The following is a 19,022-nucleotide window of genomic DNA, read 5'->3' on the forward strand; positions in this document are numbered from 1 at the left end:
GCACCGGGCTGCGGCCCGCCGTGCTGGTCGCGGACACCGCCTACGGCGCGAACGCCGACTTCCGCCACGGCCTGGAGGACCGCCACTTGGCCTACATGCTGCAGGCGAAGGGCGAGATGACCGCCCACCGTGAGGACACGGAACCGCACCAGCCGGCCTACGGCGGCCTGGGACCGCGGCCGCTGCCGCGCTACCGCACCCGACCGGTCTCCCTGCGCGAGCACGTGCTGGCCGCCGGACGCCGCTCCGGGCGGAGCGTGACCTGGCGCAAGGGCTCCAAAGCGGCGATGAGCTCGCACTTCGTCATGCTGAGGATCCGCCTGGCCGGGCGACGTCCCAAACCGGCCGACGACGGCACGATCCCGCTCACCTGGCTGATCGCCCAGTGGCCCGAGAGCGAGACGGAACCGGTCAAGTACTGGATCTCGAACCTGCCCGCCGACATCCCCGCCAAGGACCTGGTCCGGCTGGCCAAGTCACGCTGGCGGATCGAACACGACTACCGCGAGCTGAAGACCCGCCTGGGCCTGGACCACTTCGAAGGCCGCTCCTTCATCGGCTGGCACCGCCACATCACCATCGTCAGCGCCGCCCACCTGTTCCTCACCGAACAGCGCTCCCTCCCAAAAGCCCTGGCCAGGGCCTGACCTTCTACCAGGCCCTGGACCTCCTCCAACACCTCATCGCCACCTGGACCGGCACCTGCCCCACCTGCCGACAACCCGCCCCATGGCAGACCTACGACACCACCTAACAAAGCACTACTAGGAGCTGTCCGGTCGATCATGTGCGGAGCCAGATGACGAGGGCCGCTGCGGTGACGGTGCCGAGGTAGACATAGCCGCGCTTGTCGTAGCGGGTTGCGACCGCTCTGGCGTGCTTGAGCTTGTTGATGGCCCGTTCGACGGTGTTGCGCTTCTTGTACCGCTCCTCGTCGAAGCCCGGTGGCCGCCCTCCGCGTGATCCTTTGCGCAGGCAGGCGGCCTGGCTGTCGGTCTTCTCCGGGATCGTGTGTCGGATGCCGCGTCTGCGCAGGTAGTCGCGGCACGGCCCGTTGCTGTAGGCCTTGTCGGCAGCGAGGCTGTCGGGCGTCCTGCGGGGGCGTCCGGGTCCGGTCCGCGGAACGCGGATCTTCTCCAGCACCGAAACGAACTGCGTGCAGTCCGCCCGCTGGCCCGGTGTGACGATCAGGGGGGCGGCAGCGGCCGTCCGCACTCAGGTGGACCTTGGTGGTGAACCCGCCGCGCGAGCGACCCAGGCCCTCGCCTCCTCCACCACCTCCGCCAGGCGGGCGGCGAGGCTCTGCCACGGCGTCTCGTCCTGGTGTTCTCCTGGCCCAGCCCCCTTTGAGGCAAGGGCCGTCGGCGGATCGGTACAAGCGCCAGCCGCGTGCTGGTGGGCCCGCACGATCGTCGAGTCGACCGAGATGCCCCAGTCGATGTCGTCGGCCGCATCCGCTTCCGCCTGGACCCGCTGGAGCAGCCGCTCCCAGGTCCCGTCGGCCGACCACAGCCGGTGGCGTTCGTAGACCGTCTTCCACGGCCCGAACCGCTCCGGCAGGTCACGCCAGTGCACACCGGTCCGCACCCGGTGCAGGATCCCGTCAATCACCTGCCGGTGGTCCCGCCACCGGCCCAACGCCTGTTGCTGACCGGCAGGAACGGCCGCAGCCGTTCCCACTCGGCGTCCGTCAGATCGCCCCGCCCCATACCCGGACCAACGACCAAGGCCGGTGATAGTCACATGATCGGCCGGACAACTCCTAATTGGGATAAGCGAACTGAATCGCTCGTATGGATGCGTCGGCGAGGTCGTCTGCTGGGACACAACACCACGTCGGAGGAGGATCGTGTGCCCGAATTGTGGGCCGGGACGGACGCAGGGAAGGCCGAGCACCACTGCACGGTCATCGACGCCAGCGGGGCGACACTGCTCTCACGGCGTGTGCCGAACAGTGAGGCTGAACTGCTCGAACTCCTCGGCGACGTACTGGGGATAGCCGACGGCGATCCGGTCACCTGGGCCGTCGACCTGAACGCCGGCGGGGCCTCCTTGTGGATCGCGCTGCTGGTCGGCCACGGCCAGAGGTTGCTCTACATTCCCGGCCGGACCGTGAACCACGCTTCAGCGGCCTATCGAGGCAGCGGGAAGACGGACGAAAAGGTCGCGTTCGTCATCGCCGATACCGCCCGCATGCGCCGTGACCTGCAGCCCCTGCAGGAGCTCGGTGAGATCGCGGTGGACCTGCGGATCCTGACCGCTCGCCGGATCGACCTCGCGGCCGACCGCACCCGTGCGATCAACCGCCTCCGTGCCCAGTTGCTGGAGTACTTCCCCGCCCTGGAGCGCGCCTTCGATCTGAGCACCTCCATGAGCGCGCTGATCCTGCTGACCGGCTACCAGACCCCCGCGGCCCTGCGGCGAATCGGCCGGTCGCGGCTCGCGACCTGGCTGAAGAACCACGGCGTGCGCACCAGCACCGCTGCCAAGAGCACCGCCGAGACCGCGGTGACCGCCGGGGAGGCCCAGGTCACTGTCGTTCCCGGGGAAAGGACCTGCGCGAGCATGGTCCGCACGCTGGCTGCGTCGGTGATGGCCCTCGACCAGGAGATCGCGGAACTCGAAGCCCAGATCGAGGACCGCTTCCAGGAGCACCCCGACTCTGAGGTGATCACCAGCATGCCCGGCATCGGCATGACGCTGGGCGCGGAGTTCATCGCCGCCACCGGCGGAGACATGTCCTTGTTCGGCAGCTCCGACCGGCTCGCCGGCGTCGCCGGCTTGGCCCCAGTTCCCCGCGACTCGGGCAAAGTCAGCGGCAACCTCCGCAGGCCCCGGCGCTACAACAGGCGACTGCTGCGGATGTTCTATCTCTCCGCCCAGGTCGCCACTGTGTACTGTCCCGAATCGAAGCGGTACTACCAGCGCAAACGCGCGGAGGGAAAGTCCCACAAGCAGGCAGTCCTGGCCCTCGCCAGGCGTCGCCTGAACGTGCTCTGGGCCCTCCTGCGCGACCACAGGCCCTTCGAGACAGCTGCTGTCCGTGCAAGCACCGCAGCATCGTGATCAAGCCACAGCGTGTCACCACCGCCACTTGACAACCTCATTGGGAATCAGTGGCTCCCGAGCCCACCGAAGAACACCCGCCATGAACGAGTACACCGCCACCACGAACGGCCTGGCCCGGCTCCCGTTCAACCGAAGCCGCGGCTCTCATATGACCCGGCAGAATCAAGCAGGCCGCAGTCGTCCAGGACCATCAGCACGTCCGTGCCGCCCAGCGCGCGCAGCGTTCGACTGCGGCGGTGCGGTCGCCGGGAATGCCGACCTCATGCCTTGCCCGAGCACGACGGGTCCGGACGCGTCGCCGCGCGAGCCGGCCGACCCGGACGTCGGCACCCGCACCATCCCAGTCCTGCGCACTCCTTCAACTGAGCAGGCCACGTGGTTGGAGCGGCATACGCTGAATGAGGATACGCAGGCGGCGCGGCGTGAAGGGAACAATGAGGTGGGTTGGTACGGGGTCCGGTGTGTGTTCGAGTGGAAGACCCGGGACGGGAGGTCCTACGAGGAGCGGATCACACTCTGGCCGGCTTCATCGGCCGACGAAGCGATTGCCCTCGCGGAGGCGGAGGCGGAGACGTACGCGGCCGACAACGGCTTCGGCTACCTGGGCTTCGCCCAGTCCTACCGTCTGGGCGGCCCACCGGACTCGGGCGCGGAGGTCTTCTCGCTGCTTCGGGACAGCCCGCTGGAGCCGGGCGCCTACCTCGACGCCTTCTTCGACACCGGCACCGAACGTCAGCAGCATCACTGAGCGTCTACAGCCTCCCCCGGGCCGCATGAGCGAGGGGTGTCCGCCCGGAGGCGTCGTGTTTGCGGCTGCGGGCTCGCGCCCCGGACGGGCTGGGCCCGGGCGCTGTCCGAGACGCCCTGGAAGTCGCCGCCAGTGCTGGACTTCTTGCCCAGGTGTGATCTCTGACTGGATGTCCTGGGTGGAGCCGGCTCGGCCACACCTTTGGACACGCTCGCCGTGCTCACGCCTGCCGCTCAGGCGATGGCCCGGATGCCTCCGTGCGCCAGCACCCGGGCCACCGCTCCTGTCGCCGGCCGACGTCGCCGTTCGTCCAGATGCGACAGCAAGACCCTGAACTTCGCGGCAAGTCGAGACCGCGCGCCCTCCGAAGCACCCGCACCGTTTCAGAAGTAGCAGGTGGTGTCGCTGCTTCCGGAAGTCCCACCGGTGGAGAACAGGTGGGCGGAGGTGGCCATGGTCTTGGAGCAGGTCTGGAAGTTGATCTTTACGGCCGCCTGGAGTGCCTTGGGGAAGGGGAAGCTTCCGCTGCCGTAAGGACTGTTGTCAAGGAAGCCATGCCGGTGGTGGTGAATCCGCTGTACCCGCCAGGAATGCTGAACGGGACATTTCCGTCACTGGCGTTGAAGAGGTCGTTCACGTAGAGCGTCCGGTTGATCGACGGCTGCCAGGAGGGGACACCGGCCCCACCGACCGGAGGTGATCCTCAGAAGATCCCGAAGAAGCGATCCGACCAGCTGGGCCGCTGAATGCGAGAGGACAGGTTGCACGGCCCGTCGTAGTCGCTCTCCATCAGCTCCTCGGTAACCACTGCGTACCCGAGCTCGACCAACGCCCGGTTGACTCTGGCAAGGTCGGCGCCGTCCAACTCGCCCTCAGCCTGGGCCTCATCCGTTCCGAGGAAGGCGCCCGGATTCTCCGCGCAGATCAACGCCAGCGAGCCGAACTTGCTCACGCAGACGACGATCCGGGTTCCGCATACGGTCGCCTTCGCCGGCACGACGACGCGTCCGTACTCGCTGGAGTCCTGGGTGTCCTGCTCGGCCGTGCAGCGCGCTGCGAAGTCGGCTTCGAGTCGGGTCACCAGACCGCCGAAGCGCGCCGCCGTGTCGCCGCGGTTGTAGTGCTTAGGCCACTCCAGCCACTCCGGATCATCGAGCTCGCGCATCAACGCCAGCAGATCCGCATCGTTCTCAGTCACATGCTCATCTTGCCGTGCCCGGCATGGATGGAAGCGCTCGGGTCCACCACGCGCCCCGGTGCCCCACGTAACACGGGAAAGCGGCAGCGCCGCATCTGAACAGTCAGGGGACCGAGCGGGGCCACCACCCGGTGACACGGTGCAGCAATCACCGCACGGCAACCTGGGCGGCCACCGTGCGTGTCCGCGGGCACGCACAGTGGCCGCTGGCCGCTGGCCGCTGGCCTCCTGGCCCCCGGCCTCAGCCGGTGGGCGCGGCGGCGACCAGGTCCCTCTGTGGGGCGGCGGATCGGCCGGCCTTCAGGAAGGACTCGACCGCCGGGTCCGCCGGCGGCTCGTCGTGCGCGGACGGCGCCTGGGCTGCGCCGGCCGACGGGGGAGGGGGCGGGACCGAGACGCAGGGCGTCGAGCCGGACTCCAGCGCGCCGTTGAACGCGGTGACGCAGTACTCGTAGTTCCAGTTGCCCGGGAAGAGGAAAGCGATCCGGTGGTCGGGGGCGTCGGCGACGTACCCGTCCGGTGACGTCGGGCGGTGGTCGGTGACGTTGCGCACCCACACCCGGTAGCCGGCCGCCTCCGGGGAGCCCTGCCAGTTCATCTGGACGGTCGTGGGGTCGACGGACTTGACGGTGAGGCCCGTCGGTACGGGCGGCCTCCCCGCGCCGACGGTCACGGACCTGGCCACGCCGGGCATGCCGCCGCCGGCCCGGTTCCAGGTCACCAGTGCGACGAGGTAGTGGTGGCCCGGGATCAGGCCGTCGATGTGCACGGTGGTCGCCCTGACCGACGTGCCGCTGATGTACGCCCCCGGAACGTCCTTGTCCCAGGTGATGATCTGGTACCGGTCGATGCTGTCCGTGAACGGACCGCTCGGCGCTCGCCACGTCACGTCGACGCCCGTCGCGGTCGCCGAGGTCGTGATGCTCTCGGCCGGTGGCGGTGGCGCGGTCTGGGGGTGCGCAGTCGCGGTGACCGTCGAGGACCACACGGACTCGCCGTCACTGTCGTTGTCGGTGCGGACCTGGTACTCCCAGGTCCAGCCCTCCTCCGTCCAGGTGGTGTCGTAGCGGTTGGTCCAGACCCGGGCCAGGTTCCACTCCGTGAGGCCCGCGAGGCGGTACCGGACGGTGTACCCGCGCGCGCCGAACACCGGTGACCAGGTGACCTTCACGCCGCTGGGGGCGGACTCGGCCACGACGCTGTTCACCGGGAAGATCGGCCGCCGGGGGATCGTCGCGGGAATGCCGGGCACGAACTGGCCGATGCCGTAGTCGTCGTGGAGGGTGCGCTCGTAGGCGGACGCGATCTGGAACTCGCCCAGGGCGTTGGGGTGCAGGTTGTCGTAGCCGGCGGGGCAGGTGTTCGTGTCGCAGCTGTACGCCCCCTCCCAGTCGACGAGCTTCACCGGGGAGACGGAGGTGCTCCAGGACGGGATCGCGTTCGCCAGCATGATGTTGTACTGCCGGGTCTTGACGATCAGGTCCTGGCGGCCGTCGATCAGGGGCCGCATCGGGACGTTCGCCACGGCGAAGCGGAGGTCGGGCTTGGCCGCGCGGGCCCGGTCGACCATGGTCTTCACGCTGTCCAGCGTGCCGGGGGCGTCGCTGACCAACCACCCCATGTCGTTGAACCCGATGCCGAAGAGGACCAGGTCGGGCTGGTACTGCGCGACCACCGGCCCGATCAGCTCCTTGTCCTGGGCGGCCTGACGCCCCCACACGGCGAAGTGGTCGCTGTCGAAGCCCGCGGGAACTCCCTGGGCATAGGCGCCGGTGACGGGCGGGGTCGCGGCCGAGGGGTTGTCGACCGTCTCCCCCTGGAGCGGGGGCGGGCCGGGCGGACCGGTCGGGGCGTCCGGCTGCTTGGTGCCCCGGTACGGGCCGACGAAGTCGACGGCGACGTGCTGGTCCCTGAACCACTCCCAGAGCCGGTACCGCCAGGTCCAGTCGCCCTCCATGCCCTGGGTCATGGAGTCCCCGACCACCAGCACCCGCAGGGGCACGGAGGTACCGCCGACACCTCGCTGCAGCCGCTTCAACGACTCCAGCAGCCTCGGCGACATGGGGCCCAACGCACTCGCCATGAAGGAGAGGGCACTGCCGAGGTTCTTGAGCTTCGTCCCGAAGTTGCGCAGGATCGTCTGGAGCTCGGAAATGGCGGCAGGGCCACGGGTCGCCACCCAGTTCAGCAGCGCCCCGCCGAAGGCGCCGGCCACTGCCGGCCAGATCGAGGCGGCCACGGCATCCGCCCAGACGTTCGCGTCGCCGATCGACTTGCCGTCGAAGTGGGCGTTCAGCACCTCGGTGGCGAGGGAACCGATGCCGCCGGCGAACGCACCGCACACCGGAGCGGCGGCCGGCGCGCCGGGGCCGAAGGTGACCAGGCATCCGGCCCCGACCGCGAGGCTGATGGCCACCCCGACACCGCTGGCGATGAACTTCTGCCACCAGGTCTCCTCGAAGCCGATGACGTCCATCGGGGCGACCACCACGAGGCTGTCGTCGACGGCGTGCAACGTGCCCCGGAAGTCGGCGCTGCCCTCCTGCGGTGGATAGATCCCGACGCTGTGCTGCCGGGCGCGCTTGGTGAACGAGGCGCCCAGGGTCATGCCCGCGGCCTGGTCGGCACGGGTCTCGTCCACCAACGCCTTGGTGAGGTCGCGCACCTGCTGGCGGCGCTCGGCGACGGGGAAGTCGAAGACCATGACCAGGTCGTTGTCGTTCACGGCGAGCGGGCGCAGGCCGCCCGCGTCCTTCGCACAGCCCAGGCGCACCGTCACGGGCGATCCGTCGTTGCCGTCGGTGGCGAAGGACGTGGCGTGGGTGCCGCACAGGGGGGAGGGCTCGGCCGCGGAGCCCTGCGCCGCGGCGGGCTCGGCGGCCGCGCCGACCACCAGCGCCAGGGAGACCAGCAACGTCAGCACGCAACCGCCCGGCGTGGGCCTCCTTCCTCCGCGTCGCCTGCGGATCGTTCCTGACATTCGTCCCCGTAAACGCATCTCGTTCTGTGCTCCCTTCGGGATTGCACGCGCCCGTGCTCGCACGGGTGCGCCCGGGCCCGCTCGGTGCAACTGCCGAAGCCCTTGGTGATGTCGCTGTCGCCTCAGTCCACCACCCGGCGACCGTTCGTGTACCCGGAACCGGACACGTTGCAGGCGATGCGGGCGCGCCGAACCTCACGACCACGTCGCCCGCCCATCAGTAGATCGCCTGGTCCGGGTACAGCGTTCCGGAGCCGGAGGACCGCCGCCTGTAGGCGAAGTCGAGGGGCGGTCCTCCGGGTTTCCTCAGGGTCCGGCGAGCGTAACGCGGGCCACTGACATCGGCCCCGACGTGGCCCGGGTGGCGGCACCGCGGCTGTCCAGGCAGTGGTCGAGGAGTGCGTGCATGCGGGGGACGGGGAGGGACGGGTTGGTGGCGGCGCCCTCTGCGGTGCGGGGGTCGGCGAGGAGGGTCTCCAGGGCTTGAGGTGTCAGGCCCGGGTTGGCGGCGGCTGCCCGGCACACCGCCGAGTCGGGGTCGTCCACCGGGGGTTCGGGCAGGGTGGGATCGGCTGCGGCCAGGGCGCGTACCTCGGGGTCCGGGTGGCGGATGAGGTGGGTGAGGCCGGTGCGGGGGAACGCGGGCAGGGTCAGCAGATGCGGACGGTGGGCCGGGCGGGTGACGAAGACGTCCAGGAGGAGGTGGGGCGGAGCCAGGGGGTGGTGGCAGGCCAGCCGGATCCGTACTTCCTCGTCGTCGTCCTGCGCGAGTGTCTCGACGAGCGCGGCGGGCAGAAGCGGCCAGTTCGCCGCAACCCGGCGGAGCTCCGGTTCCTCGGACACCGCGCAGGCGGCGAACCAGTCGGAGGATGGCTCGGGAGCCGGCTCGGTGATCGGGCAGATGCAGTCCGGACCGTGCCCGATGAGCTGCCCGATGACCGCCTCGATCGCCCAGTACTCGGCCCAGGTGCGGGGGATGGGATGGAGGCGTGCGCGCCTGCGCACGGACTCGTCCGGATCCTCCCGCAGCTCCGCGACCAGGTCGGGTCCCAGGTCGGGCCGGGCGGCGACCAACGCGCGGACCTTCGCCTCGGGGTGGCGGGCGAGCCGGGCCAGGGCGTCGGCCGGGGTGTGGCGGTTCCAGGTCAGGGGGCGCACCGTGCCGTCCGCGAAGCACTGCTCAACGAGCGCGGGGGACAGGGCGTAACTGCCGAACACGACTCCCTTGTTGAGCGAGCCGATGGAGGGCAGTCTGGACTCCACCTGTCCCGGGTCCAGCACCCAACTGTGGTCCTGCGCGGCTTCCCGTACGGCGGGGTCGGGGTCGTTGAGCAGGGCTTCGCGCTGCGCAGGGGTGAGCGACTGCCACCTCCAGGTGGCCCGTATCCGGAGTTCGGGGTGCTCGCGGCCGGCCAGGGAGCGGTGGAAGGACGGCGGAATCTGCCGGGACGAGTCGAGCTCTCCGATGATGTCGTTCGCGGTGAGCCTGCCGTCCTCGCCCCCGTCCTGGGCGGTCAGGAGGGTCACGAGGATGTCGTCCGGAAGCGGTCGGACCCACCGGGGGTAGTGGCGGGGGCCGCTGGCGAGCCACCCGCGGACGATCCCCGACGGGTCCGTTGCCAAGGGGGTGAGCCGCGCCGGGTCGACGTGCCGGCTGCGGGCGAGCGCGCGGCGGATGACGCTGTCCGGATGGCGCAGGGCCGCGTCGATGACGGCGTCGGGCAGGTCACGACCCTCGCACATCAGCGGGCCGGCCTCACCGGCCGCTCGATCCAGCAGGCGTATCAGTACGTCGGAGGGTGCCGCCGGATTGAAGGCGATGCCACGCAGCCACGGTTCATGCAGAGAGTCGGACACCGCGTCATCCTGCCACCTCGGTGCGCCCGGACCGGACTACTACCTGGCAGCCACGTAGTCCGTGCCAAGTCAAGCAACTGAGTGTTGCTGAAACTCGGCGGCGACATCGTTCTCGCAGTCCACAGGGTGTTCTCGCCGTTGGGCAACTGACGCTCTCGCTACTGACAGTGATGATGTTCGTGGTGACACTGCCGGCGGGTCTGACCCATCTACTGACAGCGAGAGGGCGTTTGATCTCGCGGGTTCCGTGATATCCGGTTCAGGTGCCTCGCCAAGCTGGCGTTGATGGCCGAAGGTCCGCGCAGGTGGCGGTCGGGCGCGCTGGTGTCATCAGCGCGCCCGACCTGCCCGTCCTGCTCCCGTCCGAATTGAGCTACAGAGTCCGTGGTGTGGGCAGAGCAGCGTCCTGCGGCTCCCCTCTCGGGAGCCGCAGGACGCTGTCTGATTCTGTGTGAGGTGATTACGCCACGCCGAGCAGCCACGGTTCGGCGGGCTGCGCCATGTTCGTGCCGCTGCCCGTCGCGATCCAGAGCCGCCCGTCGCCGCCCTTCCAGGCGACCTCGTAGCCGCCGTTGGGCAGCGTCGCGAGCGACGGGCTGGAGGAACTGCCGGCGGTGTCGACGCCGAGCAGCCACGGCGAGGCCGGCTGCGCCATGTTTGTGCCGCTGCCCGTCGCCAGCCAGAGCCGCCCGTCGCTGCCCTTCCAGGCGACCTCGTAACCGCCGTTGGGCAGGGCCGCGATCGAGGGACTGGTCGTGTCGGCCACGCCGAGCAGCCACGGTTCGGCGGGCTGCGCCATGTTCGTGCCGCTGCCCGTCGCGATCCACAGTCGCCCGTCGCCGCCCTTCCAGGCGACCTCCCAGCCGCCGGTCGACAGGGCCGTGATCGACGGGCTGGTGCCCGGGTAGACGCCGAGCAGCCACGGCTCGGCGGGCCTGGCCATGTTCGTGCCGATCCCGGTGCCGATCCACAGCTTCCCGTCCTCGCCGGCCCACGCGGTGACCCAGCTGCCGTCGCTCAGCGTGGCGATGGACGGCTTCGAGCCCTGGGCGACGCCGAGGAGCCAGGGCGCGGCCGGCTGGGCCATCGACGTCCCGCTGCCGGTGCCGATCCACAGCTTCCCGTCAGTGCCCTTCCAGGCCGTGGTGTATCCGCCGTCGGGCCGCGCCGTCAGGCCCGAGGAACTGCTCCGCGGCATCGCGGCCGGGGGGGTGACCGGGGAGCCGACGGGGCTGATGTAGCCGATGACCTTCTGCCCCCAGTCCTGGTTGACGGTCGGGTTGACGCCGGTCTTCTGCTGGACGCTGTTGCCCTCGTTGCCGCCGATGGTGGTGATGTTCGTCCGGGAGCTCGCGCTCTGGACCAGGTTGACGTGCTCGACGTCGTCGAAGCCGAGGTTGTTCGGGTCACTGGGCAGGCTGCGACCGTTGCCGGCCCAGATCACGGCGTCGCCGGGCTGGGGGGTGTAGCTGCTGTCGCTGACCCAGTGGAAGGTGCCGTGCGCGGTGCCGTACTTGGCGAAGGTGTAGGCGGCGGCGGTGATGACGCCGGTGTCGGTGACGCCGGCCTGGTTCCAGGTCCATTTCGCGAAGTCGGCGCACCACTCCTCGCCGCTGCAACTGCCGAGGAAACCGGTGCCGCCGGCGTTGTTGGTGCTGCACGGCCCCTTCCCGAGATTGGCTGCGGCGATGGTGGCGGCCGAGTTGCCCTGGGTGGTGGCGGCGAAGACCGGTCCGGCGGCGGTGGCTGCGAGTAGGAGGGCGCTGAGCGCGGTGGCGGCGGTGCGGCGGGTGATCCGGGGCATGGCTGTTCCTCAGGTATGGGTGTGTGTTCGGGTGCACGGCGAACGTCGGTGTGTGCGGATGACGGGGGCGGACGGCCGTCCTACGGGAACGGCGGTCGGCGGGAGCGGACGGCTGCCCTGCAGGAACAGCGGTCGGCGGGGCCGGCGGCGCGAGGTGTCAGCGGCCGGGGACGCTCGGCGCGGGTGCCGGCGGGAGGTAGCGCAGTTTCAGTACCGGGGAGTTGCGGTAGCTGCGGGCGACCAGGGCCGCGGCGCGGCCGGTGGCGTCAGGGGAACCGGGGCCCCCGGGCGGGAGGAGGAAGAGGAGCAGGTCGAGGCGGCCGGGTTCGGTGCGGGCGCCGGCGTGTTCCAGGCCGTCCTCGGGGGTGGTGTGGGCCCACAGGATGTCGAGGGCCTCGGCGGCCTCGGTCGCCGGGGCCCGGGCGGCGCCGGGGCGGTGGTGCAGGCTGGTGTAGACGAGGTCCACCGGCGGATCAGCCCCACTGGAACTCGTTGGGGTCCACCGGCGCGGGGGATGTCGCGGTGGCCGGGGTGGCGGGGGCCGGGTCGGCGAGGGTGGTGGCGGCCGTGGGCAGCAGGGTGACGGCGACGGCGGCGAGGGCGGCGACCGCGGTGGCGACGGCAACGGGCAGACGGTTCATGGTCGTTGTCCTTTACGGGACGGTGGGACGGTGCCTGGGCCGGTTCGGCGCTCCGCGGTGGCGCTCGGTCCGTTCGCCGGTCCGGGCGCTCCCCGGTGGCGATGTCCCAAGCTTCGCGGCCCGGTGGTGGCGCCGGTAGGGCTCCGGGTTGTCGCCAAGGCGCCAGGCGGGATCCCGACAGGAAGCCGGAGCCGGGGCGGTCCGTTCCGGCCCGGTTCGTCCCGGCGCAGAACGGCGCATCAGCCCCACCTCCAGCCTTGCGGACACGACGCCCAATTACCTTGTCCGGTAACGGAGTACCGCATCTTGAAGAGGGATTGAACGGGCTGCCATCATGTGCCGTCGATGCCGAAGCGCACTGCGTCTTCACGGGGGGCAACACCATGATGCTCGAAACACTGGGGCTGTCCGGCGCCGCCGCGGCCGTCTACCAGGCCATGCTCGACCGGCCGGGTGACGGGATCGCCGCTCTCGCCGCCCACCTGGAGCTCACCCCCGGCCAGGTGCACGACTGCCTGGACGAACTCGCCGCCCTGCTCCTGGTCCGCGCCTCCAGTGAGCACCCCGGGCAGATGCGTGCGGTCAGTCCCGAGGTCGGCCTCGCGGACCTGCTGGCCCGTCAGGAGGCCGAGCTGGCGGCCCGCCAGGCCCAGCTCGCCGCCTCCCGGGCCTCCGTGACCCGACTGGTGGCCGACCGCGCCGAGACCCGGGCCGCCCACGGCGAACGCCTGTTGGGCATGGACGCCATCCAGGCCCGACTGGAGGAACTGGGCCGCCAGGCACGGTCCGAATGCCTCGGCGTCCACCCCGGCACCGGCCACCGGCCCGAGGACCTGGACGCCGCCCGGGCCACCAACGCCGAAGCCCTGGCCCGCGGTATCGCAATCAAGAGCCTCTACCAGGACGCCGTCCGCAACGTCCCGCACACCGTCGCCCACGCCAACTGGGTGCTCGACCACGGCGGCGAGATCCGTACCGCCCCGGTCATCCCACAGCGCCTGGTCATCGTCGACCGCGCCCAGGCCCTCGTCCCGATCGACCCCGCGGACACCCGCAAAGGTGCGCTGCACGTCACCGAGCCGGGCCTGATGGGAGCGTTGTGCGAACTGTTCGACCAGGCCTGGGCCACCGCCGTCCCGCTCGGTGCGGTCCGCGCCGAGAACACCGGAACCGGCCTCACCGACATCGAACGCGAACTGCTGCGCCTCCTCGGCTCCGGCCTCACCGACGACACCGCCAGCCAGCGCCTCGGCGTCTCGTCCCGCACCGTCAACCGCCTGATGGCCTCGATCATGGAACGCCTCGGTGCCAGCAGCCGCTTCGAGGCCGGCATCAAGGCCGCCCACAAGGGCTGGCTCTGACGCCCACTGCCCGGCTCTGGTCGGTCCGCCGGAGGAGGTCTGGGCTTCAACTGATCGATTCACCGGGGCGGGCGTGGTCGGCGGGCACGATCGGTTCCGCGAGGCTCGAAGCCCGCACGGTTGTAGCCGCTCGTCGGTCAGCACCCCAATGGTGACGGCCCTCCGCCCCCGCCGGGCGGAGGGCCGTCACCGGTACATGCCTCCTGCGCTCACAAGAGTCGGTCGGTCCAGGCTGCTCTGGCCTCTACCAGGCGAGCCAGAGCACACCATGACGGTGGCGGACCGGCGGTATGTCTGCGTCGTCAAGACTGTGGCCGGCGTGGTGCAGTCCGCGGATCCGCTGGGCGTCGAGTCGACCCTGGAGCCGGGCGCGGCGCTCGGCTGTAGCGATCTCGGTGGAGAACGATCCCTTCCTGCAGTAGAGCACCATCCACTGCCAAGAGGTGATCCGGCGAAGCGTCTTCGTCGGGGCAGGGCGACGGCCTTCGCGGGCGGCTTGGGCCAGTTCAGCGTTCGTGTAGCGCAGGTCATACAGGTACATGGACTCCGACGCGTCCCCTTGGGCGCGGAGCCGCCTGGGAGTCGTGCGGACAGTTCGGGACATCGAGAGCCTCCGTAAGGCCTCTGGGCTTTCCAGAGGCACCTACGGCGGGTGCGTTGTGGTGAGCACGACTCAGCTCCCTGCGTCGGTCGGGACGATCCATCGGCAGCACAGTACTGGCGCGGAGAGGCGGGGGCCGGAACTTTTCTGCTTGCCATGTTCCAGGTCAAACCGCTCCACGATCCTCCGCTCATCGCCGGCCGCGGCATCTCGATGGCTCTTGCCCCGGGAGGACGACGAGCCTGGACGGGTCCTTCGCAGGGGTGGCCGTCGTCGCGACCGGCGAACTGTGCAAGTGCTTCGCCGGACTGTCGGGATCGGTCTCGGGGCCCTCGCGCCAGGCTGCCGAGGGAGGCATGCATCGACCGACAGGGTGTCAGCCGGTCCCCTGCATATACAGTCCATCGACATATGCAGAGAGATGGCCTATGTTGATCCGCATGGCGGGCCGCCGGCTCCGGAGGGACGGACGAGCCGTGGGGTGGGCGCCCGCCGTTTCACGCGTGGTCCGGCATCCGCAGGACCGTCCGTTTTCCGTGGGAGGACAGCAGTGCATCACCGTTCCCGTACGCCCGGACCCAAGCTGCTCGGTGTCGCGATCGCGGCCGTGCTCGGCCTCGGCGTCGGCGTGCCGCCGGCGTTCGCCGGCCCCGTCGCACAGCCCGCCGCCGGACCGGTCGAGGGGCCGTCCGCCGACGCCGACCCGCTGCCCGGGCTGGTCGCCGGGTCGGAGACCGCCGCGCCGCAATTGGTCACCGGCCTGGCCGATGCGGCCCCCGGCGACGACCCGGCGGACGCCGCCCGTGCCCACCTGGCCGCCCATCAGGACCGGTACCGGGTCGACCCCGCGCAGCTCGCGGAGGCCGGGACCGAGCGTGCCGCGGACGGTCGGCGCACCGTCAGGTTTGAGCAGCGGCACGGCGGCCTACCGGTCTTCGGGGCCAGGTACCTGGTCCACCTGGTGGGCGAGGGCGCCGGGCAGCGGGTCGAGTCGGTCGGCGGCAAGTTCTTCACCGGCCTCACCGCCCCGACCGCGCAGACCGTGCCGGACGAGGTGCTGCACCGACTCGCGATCGGCGCGATCCAGGACACGGCGACGCGCGAGGGTGCCGCCGCCGAGGACCACGGCCTGGTGGTGCTGCCCGGCGGCACCGGGCGGCTCGCGCGCCACTTCACCGTGCGCGGTGCGGACCCGGCGGTCCGGGGGACCAAGGCGCGCGAGGTGTTCGTGGACGCCACGGTCGGAGAGGTGCTCCTCAGCTACGAGGTGCGCGCCCCGTACCCGGTGGGCGCCCCCACGGCCAAGGCTGCCACCGCCCCGGCCGCCAAGGCCTCCGCCGCCCCCGCCGCCGGCGTCGAACCCGCCGCGGGCACCGCCCCGGACGCCTTCGGCCGCCCCGCCCAGGTGAACATCGGCCGCCTCCCGGACGGCACCTACCAGCTCGTCGACCTCACACGCCCCGCCGCCATCACCACCTACGACGCGGCCGGCCGGGACGTCATGGACTTCAACCGCAGCATCCCCGCCGACGCCCGCCCGGCCGCCTCGGTGAGCCCCGACTTCCCGGCCTCCACCGGCACCAGCGGAGCCACCGACGCCCACCTCAATGCCGCCGCCGTGTACGACTTCTACCGCGACCGCCTGGGCCGGGACGGCATCGACGGCAAGGCCGGACCGATCACCTCCGTCGTCAACGTCACCAGCTTCGGCGAGCCGTTGGAGAACGCCTACTGGGACGGCGAGAAGATGATCTACAGCGGTGGCAGCGAGAAGCGCCACCCGTTCTCCGTCGCGCGTGACGTCGCCGGACACGAGATGACCCACGGCGTCGTCAAGCACACGGCGGGGTTTGTCAACCTCGGCCAGTCCGGCGCGCTCGACGAGGCCGTCGCGGACTACTTCGGCAACGCGATCGAGGTGACCGGCCGAGGCATCCCGATGACCGACCCGAAGGCCGCGCTGCTCGGCGAGAGCCTCTGCCGCACCGGCACCCCGGAGGCCTGCGCCGACCGCCGGATGGACGACCGCCGCACCACCGTCGCCGACTACGTCGGTGCACCGGCCGGTGTCGACAACGGCGGGGTGCACCTCAACTCCACCATCTTCTCCGGGGCGTTGTGGGACATTCGGCGGACCCTCGACCCGCTCCTCGCCGACCGCCTGGTCTACCGCGCGCTCGCCGAGTACCTCACCCCGCTGGACGACTTCGTCGACGCCCGCAACGCGGTGCTCGCCGCCGGTCGCACGCTCGGTCTCAGCCGCGCCCAACTCCGGACCGTGGCCGGTGCGTTCGACGCGCACGGGATCAAGGACGGCTGGCAGCGACGGATCGGGGTGGACAGCCGCCCGCTGCTGCGCGAGCTCTCCACCGAGGGCGTCGCGCCCGATGTCGCCGCCGGTCGCTGGGTGGCGGCCACCGCGGGGAAGGGGGCCGCGGGCAGCATGGCCGTGTACGCGGGAGCCGTCAGCGGCACCGCCGAGCCCGGCCGGATCAGTCCGGAGGACGGCCGTTCGCACGGCTGGCCCGCCACCGACGGCACGTCCGCCGCGTGGGTGGCCATGGGCGTGGGTGCCGACGGCACGTGGGGCATGGAGGTGTTGGCGCGACCGCTGGACGGAGGCCCGGTGCGCAGCATCCACCGCGCGGTGAACCAGTTCGTCGGCGATGTGCGGATCTCCGGGGGCGACGTGGCCTTCGTGGCGAACGGCGGCGGCACCGGGCAGTCGGGGCCCGTGCTGTCCCGCAACGGCGCTCCGGCGGTGCGGATCCCGCTGCCCGACGGCCACGTCGCCTCGGACCTCTCGCTCAAGGACGGCCTGCTCGCCTGGACGGAGAGCTGGCAGGTCGGTGAGCGGAGGGTGAGCGCTCCGACGGTCTACTCGATCGCCGCCGGCAAGGTCGTCGCCCAGTACGTGGTGGGCGACGCGGCGGCCGCCGACCCCGGGACCACGGTCGGGAGCACCCGCCTCGCCGGAGGCCGGCTGCTCTGGGTGGAGACGCCCGGTGACCGGGCGAAGAGCAGCGCGATCCGCTCCGGCGCCCTGGACGGTTCCGGCGTGACCGACCTCCTGCCCGGCGGCACCGCCGAGCCGCGCCGGATCACCACCCTCACCGCCTCCGACCGGATGGTCACCTTCGGTGTCACCGGCGGCCGGGTGACCGGCAGCACGAAGAACGCGGACCTGCCGAAGCTCTGGCAGCTGCCGCTCACCGGCGGTACCCCCGAGCGGGTCTCCTGCAACCGGGGCGGCCAGTACGCCCCGGCGGCCGACCGGGGCGCCCGGGTGGTCTGGCTGGACGCCACGGCGGGCCGCACCGATCTGGTCGTGCGCGAGCGCGCGGCCGGGACCTGCTGACCGGGAGACAGCTGTCCCTGGGATCCGAGTGCTTGACCCCGAGCACCCGGGCCCCGTCCGCCCACCGAAACACCCGCCCGGCCGCCGCACTCCTGCAGCGGCCGGGCGGGTGTTTCGGTGGGCGTCACGTCCGCGGACCTGGGGCGAAGGGCACGACACTCGGGTGGCTTCTCGGTGGCGGCCCGGGTGTGGGCGGCTCGTCGGCTCGTCTCAGCCCGCCGCGCGGCGCACGAGGTCGGCGATGCGGGTCTCGGCGGCGGCGGTCAGCTCGGTCAGGGCGTAGGAGGTCGGCCAGAGGGTGCCCTCGTCGAGGTGGGCCTGGTCGCTGAAACCCAGTGTGGCGTAGCGGGACTTGAACTTCCGGGCGTCCTGGAAGAAGCAGACCACCTTGCCGTCGCGGGCGTAGGACGGCATGCCGTACCAGAGCTTCGGTTCGAGGTCGGGAGCGGTGGACTGCACGATCGCGTGGATCCGCTCGGCCAGGGCCCGGTCGGACGGCTCCATCTCGGCGATCTTCTCCAGGACGGCGGCCGCGTCGGCGGCGGCCTTCTCGGCGCGCGATCCGCGCCGCGCCGACGCCTTGAGCTCCTGGGAGCGCTGCTTCATCGCCGCGCGCTCCTCCTCGGTGAAGCCGTCGTACGTCGCCTTGCCGGCGGTGGTGCTCTCGGGGGTCGTCCGGGTGCTGCTCATGGTGGTTCTCCTCATCTGCGGTAAGGCGGTCGGGTATTCGGGTGTTCGGGTCCGGGCGGAAGGTGGGGAAGGGGCGGCTCAGACGACCCAGTGGCCGTCGCGCATCAGGTCGCGGCCGGTCAGTTCGTCGGCCTCGCGCCAGGCCTGGATGCGGCGGGGCGTGATGCGGAACCAGCGGTACGGCGTGGCCAGGGTGCGCGGGTCGAAGCCCGTGCGGGTGACGAAACGGTCGCCCTGCTCCGGCGGCAGCGCGGCGAGGTCGAGGACCGCGACGTCACCGTCGATCATGGTGACGTCGCGGGTGGCACCAAGGGCCAGCCGAACGGTCCGCGAGGCGGCCAGGTTCCGGCCGGTCGGGCTGTCGGCGGGGGTGGCGACCAGCAGCGCTGCGCCGTCCCAGTCGAAGGAGAGCGGCACCAGGTACGGCATGCCCTCCGCCGAGGCGGTGGCCACCCAGACGTCGACGTCCCCGGCGAGCCGGCGCTCGGTGTCGCGGCGGCGCAGGGCGCGGGAACGCGGTGCCGAGGTCGTCACCGACTCGCTGCCGGGGGTGGACGTGGCCGTCATGCTGGCTCCTGGGAGGTCGGTCGGGAGGGGCGGGTGGGTCGGTCGGGTCGGCCGGTCTGCTGCTCGCGTCCGGTCCCGTTCGCTGTGGTCACAGCTTCTCCCGACCGGGGTACGGACCACATCCGTGCTGACCACGGAACGCACCACG

The 19,022-nt window shown here is 71.3% G+C and carries 14 protein-coding genes and 1 pseudogene; 5 read left to right on the forward strand and 10 right to left on the reverse strand.

Features of this window, described 5'->3' with window-relative positions; translation table 11 throughout:
• Nucleotides 1-647 (forward strand): transposase (locus ACIPSC_RS31165; RefSeq protein WP_400830550.1); only part of this gene is annotated, 647 nt, incomplete at its 5' end.
• Between the two features lie 136 nt (nt 648-783).
• Here ACIPSC_RS31165 and ACIPSC_RS31170 read toward each other — a convergent pair.
• Nucleotides 784-1,709, reverse strand: a pseudogene (locus ACIPSC_RS31170) (IS5 family transposase).
• A gap of 88 nt (nt 1,710-1,797) precedes the next feature.
• Here ACIPSC_RS31170 and ACIPSC_RS31175 point away from each other — a divergent pair.
• Entirely contained in the window at nt 1,798-3,066 is a 1,269-nt protein-coding gene (locus tag ACIPSC_RS31175) for an IS110 family transposase (RefSeq protein ID WP_400830553.1), read from the forward strand.
• A 466-nt stretch (nt 3,067-3,532) separates the two neighbouring features.
• Nucleotides 3,533-3,817, forward strand: coding sequence for a hypothetical protein (locus tag ACIPSC_RS31180; protein ID WP_400830556.1), 285 nt, complete (start codon nt 3,533-3,535; stop codon nt 3,815-3,817).
• Nucleotides 3,818-4,520: 703 nt separating this feature from the next.
• Here the strand turns inward: ACIPSC_RS31180 and ACIPSC_RS31185 are convergent.
• The 6 genes from ACIPSC_RS31185 to ACIPSC_RS31210 form a co-directional block, all read right to left on the reverse strand.
• Nucleotides 4,521-5,015, reverse strand: coding sequence for a hypothetical protein (locus tag ACIPSC_RS31185; protein WP_400830559.1), 495 nt, complete (start codon nt 5,013-5,015; stop codon nt 4,521-4,523).
• A 241-nt stretch (nt 5,016-5,256) separates the two neighbouring features.
• Complete coding sequence (locus ACIPSC_RS31190; RefSeq protein ID WP_400830562.1) at nt 5,257-7,938, reverse strand: fibronectin type III domain-containing protein; 2,682 nt, start codon at nt 7,936-7,938, stop codon at nt 5,257-5,259.
• A gap of 363 nt (nt 7,939-8,301) precedes the next feature.
• Entirely contained in the window at nt 8,302-9,852 is a 1,551-nt protein-coding gene (locus tag ACIPSC_RS31195) for a hypothetical protein (protein WP_400830564.1), read from the reverse strand.
• 460 nt (nt 9,853-10,312) lie between these two features.
• A complete protein-coding gene (locus ACIPSC_RS31200) occupies nt 10,313-11,656 on the reverse strand; it encodes a CHAP domain-containing protein (protein ID WP_400830567.1) in 1,344 nt (447 codons plus the stop codon).
• Between the two features lie 157 nt (nt 11,657-11,813).
• On the reverse strand, nt 11,814-12,122 hold the full coding sequence (locus ACIPSC_RS31205; protein ID WP_400830571.1) for a hypothetical protein: 309 nt from the start codon (nt 12,120-12,122) through the stop codon (nt 11,814-11,816).
• A gap of 7 nt (nt 12,123-12,129) precedes the next feature.
• Entirely contained in the window at nt 12,130-12,297 is a 168-nt protein-coding gene (locus ACIPSC_RS31210; RefSeq protein ID WP_400830573.1) for a hypothetical protein, read from the reverse strand.
• Nucleotides 12,298-12,680: 383 nt separating this feature from the next.
• On the opposite strand from ACIPSC_RS31210, the gene ACIPSC_RS31215 reads away from it, so the two are divergent.
• Entirely contained in the window at nt 12,681-13,658 is a 978-nt protein-coding gene (locus ACIPSC_RS31215) for a LuxR C-terminal-related transcriptional regulator (protein WP_400830575.1), read from the forward strand.
• Nucleotides 13,659-13,902: 244 nt separating this feature from the next.
• On the opposite strand, the gene ACIPSC_RS31220 is transcribed toward ACIPSC_RS31215, so the two are convergent.
• Nucleotides 13,903-14,199 (reverse strand): hypothetical protein, encoded by a 297-nt coding sequence (locus ACIPSC_RS31220; protein ID WP_400830577.1) that lies wholly within the window; start codon nt 14,197-14,199, stop codon nt 13,903-13,905.
• Nucleotides 14,200-14,809: 610 nt separating this feature from the next.
• On the opposite strand from ACIPSC_RS31220, the gene ACIPSC_RS31225 reads away from it, so the two are divergent.
• Entirely contained in the window at nt 14,810-17,617 is a 2,808-nt protein-coding gene (locus tag ACIPSC_RS31225; protein ID WP_400830579.1) for a M4 family metallopeptidase, read from the forward strand.
• Between the two features lie 210 nt (nt 17,618-17,827).
• On the opposite strand, the gene ACIPSC_RS31230 is transcribed toward ACIPSC_RS31225, so the two are convergent.
• Both ACIPSC_RS31230 and ACIPSC_RS31235 read right to left on the reverse strand, forming a co-directional pair.
• Complete coding sequence (locus ACIPSC_RS31230) at nt 17,828-18,307, reverse strand: iron chaperone (protein WP_400830581.1); 480 nt, start codon at nt 18,305-18,307, stop codon at nt 17,828-17,830.
• A 78-nt stretch (nt 18,308-18,385) separates the two neighbouring features.
• Nucleotides 18,386-18,874: a pyridoxamine 5'-phosphate oxidase family protein gene (locus tag ACIPSC_RS31235; RefSeq protein ID WP_400830585.1), complete on the reverse strand. Its 489-nt coding sequence runs from the start codon at nt 18,872-18,874 to the stop codon at nt 18,386-18,388.
• Nucleotides 18,875-19,022: the final 148 nt, after the last annotated feature.

Origin of the sequence: Kitasatospora sp. NPDC090091 (genome assembly GCF_044747365.1) — a bacterium.
In the GTDB taxonomy this organism is placed as follows: Bacteria; Actinomycetota; Actinomycetes; order Streptomycetales; family Streptomycetaceae; genus Kitasatospora.

Bases quoted from the DNA above. Each gene is read 5' to 3' on its own strand.
- ACIPSC_RS31220 (WP_400830577.1), bottom strand. From the start codon at position 14,199: ATGTACCTGTATGACCTGCGCTACACGAACGCTGAACTGGCCCAAGCC.
- ACIPSC_RS31175 (WP_400830553.1), top strand. From the start codon at position 1,798: ATGCGTCGGCGAGGTCGTCTGCTGGGACACAACACCACGTCGGAGGAG.
- ACIPSC_RS31235 (WP_400830585.1), bottom strand. From the start codon at position 18,874: ATGACGGCCACGTCCACCCCCGGCAGCGAGTCGGTGACGACCTCGGCA.
- ACIPSC_RS31200 (WP_400830567.1), bottom strand. From the start codon at position 11,656: ATGCCCCGGATCACCCGCCGCACCGCCGCCACCGCGCTCAGCGCCCTC.
- ACIPSC_RS31215 (WP_400830575.1), top strand. From the start codon at position 12,681: ATGATGCTCGAAACACTGGGGCTGTCCGGCGCCGCCGCGGCCGTCTAC.
- ACIPSC_RS31230 (WP_400830581.1), bottom strand. From the start codon at position 18,307: ATGAGCAGCACCCGGACGACCCCCGAGAGCACCACCGCCGGCAAGGCG.
- ACIPSC_RS31210 (WP_400830573.1), bottom strand. From the start codon at position 12,297: ATGAACCGTCTGCCCGTTGCCGTCGCCACCGCGGTCGCCGCCCTCGCC.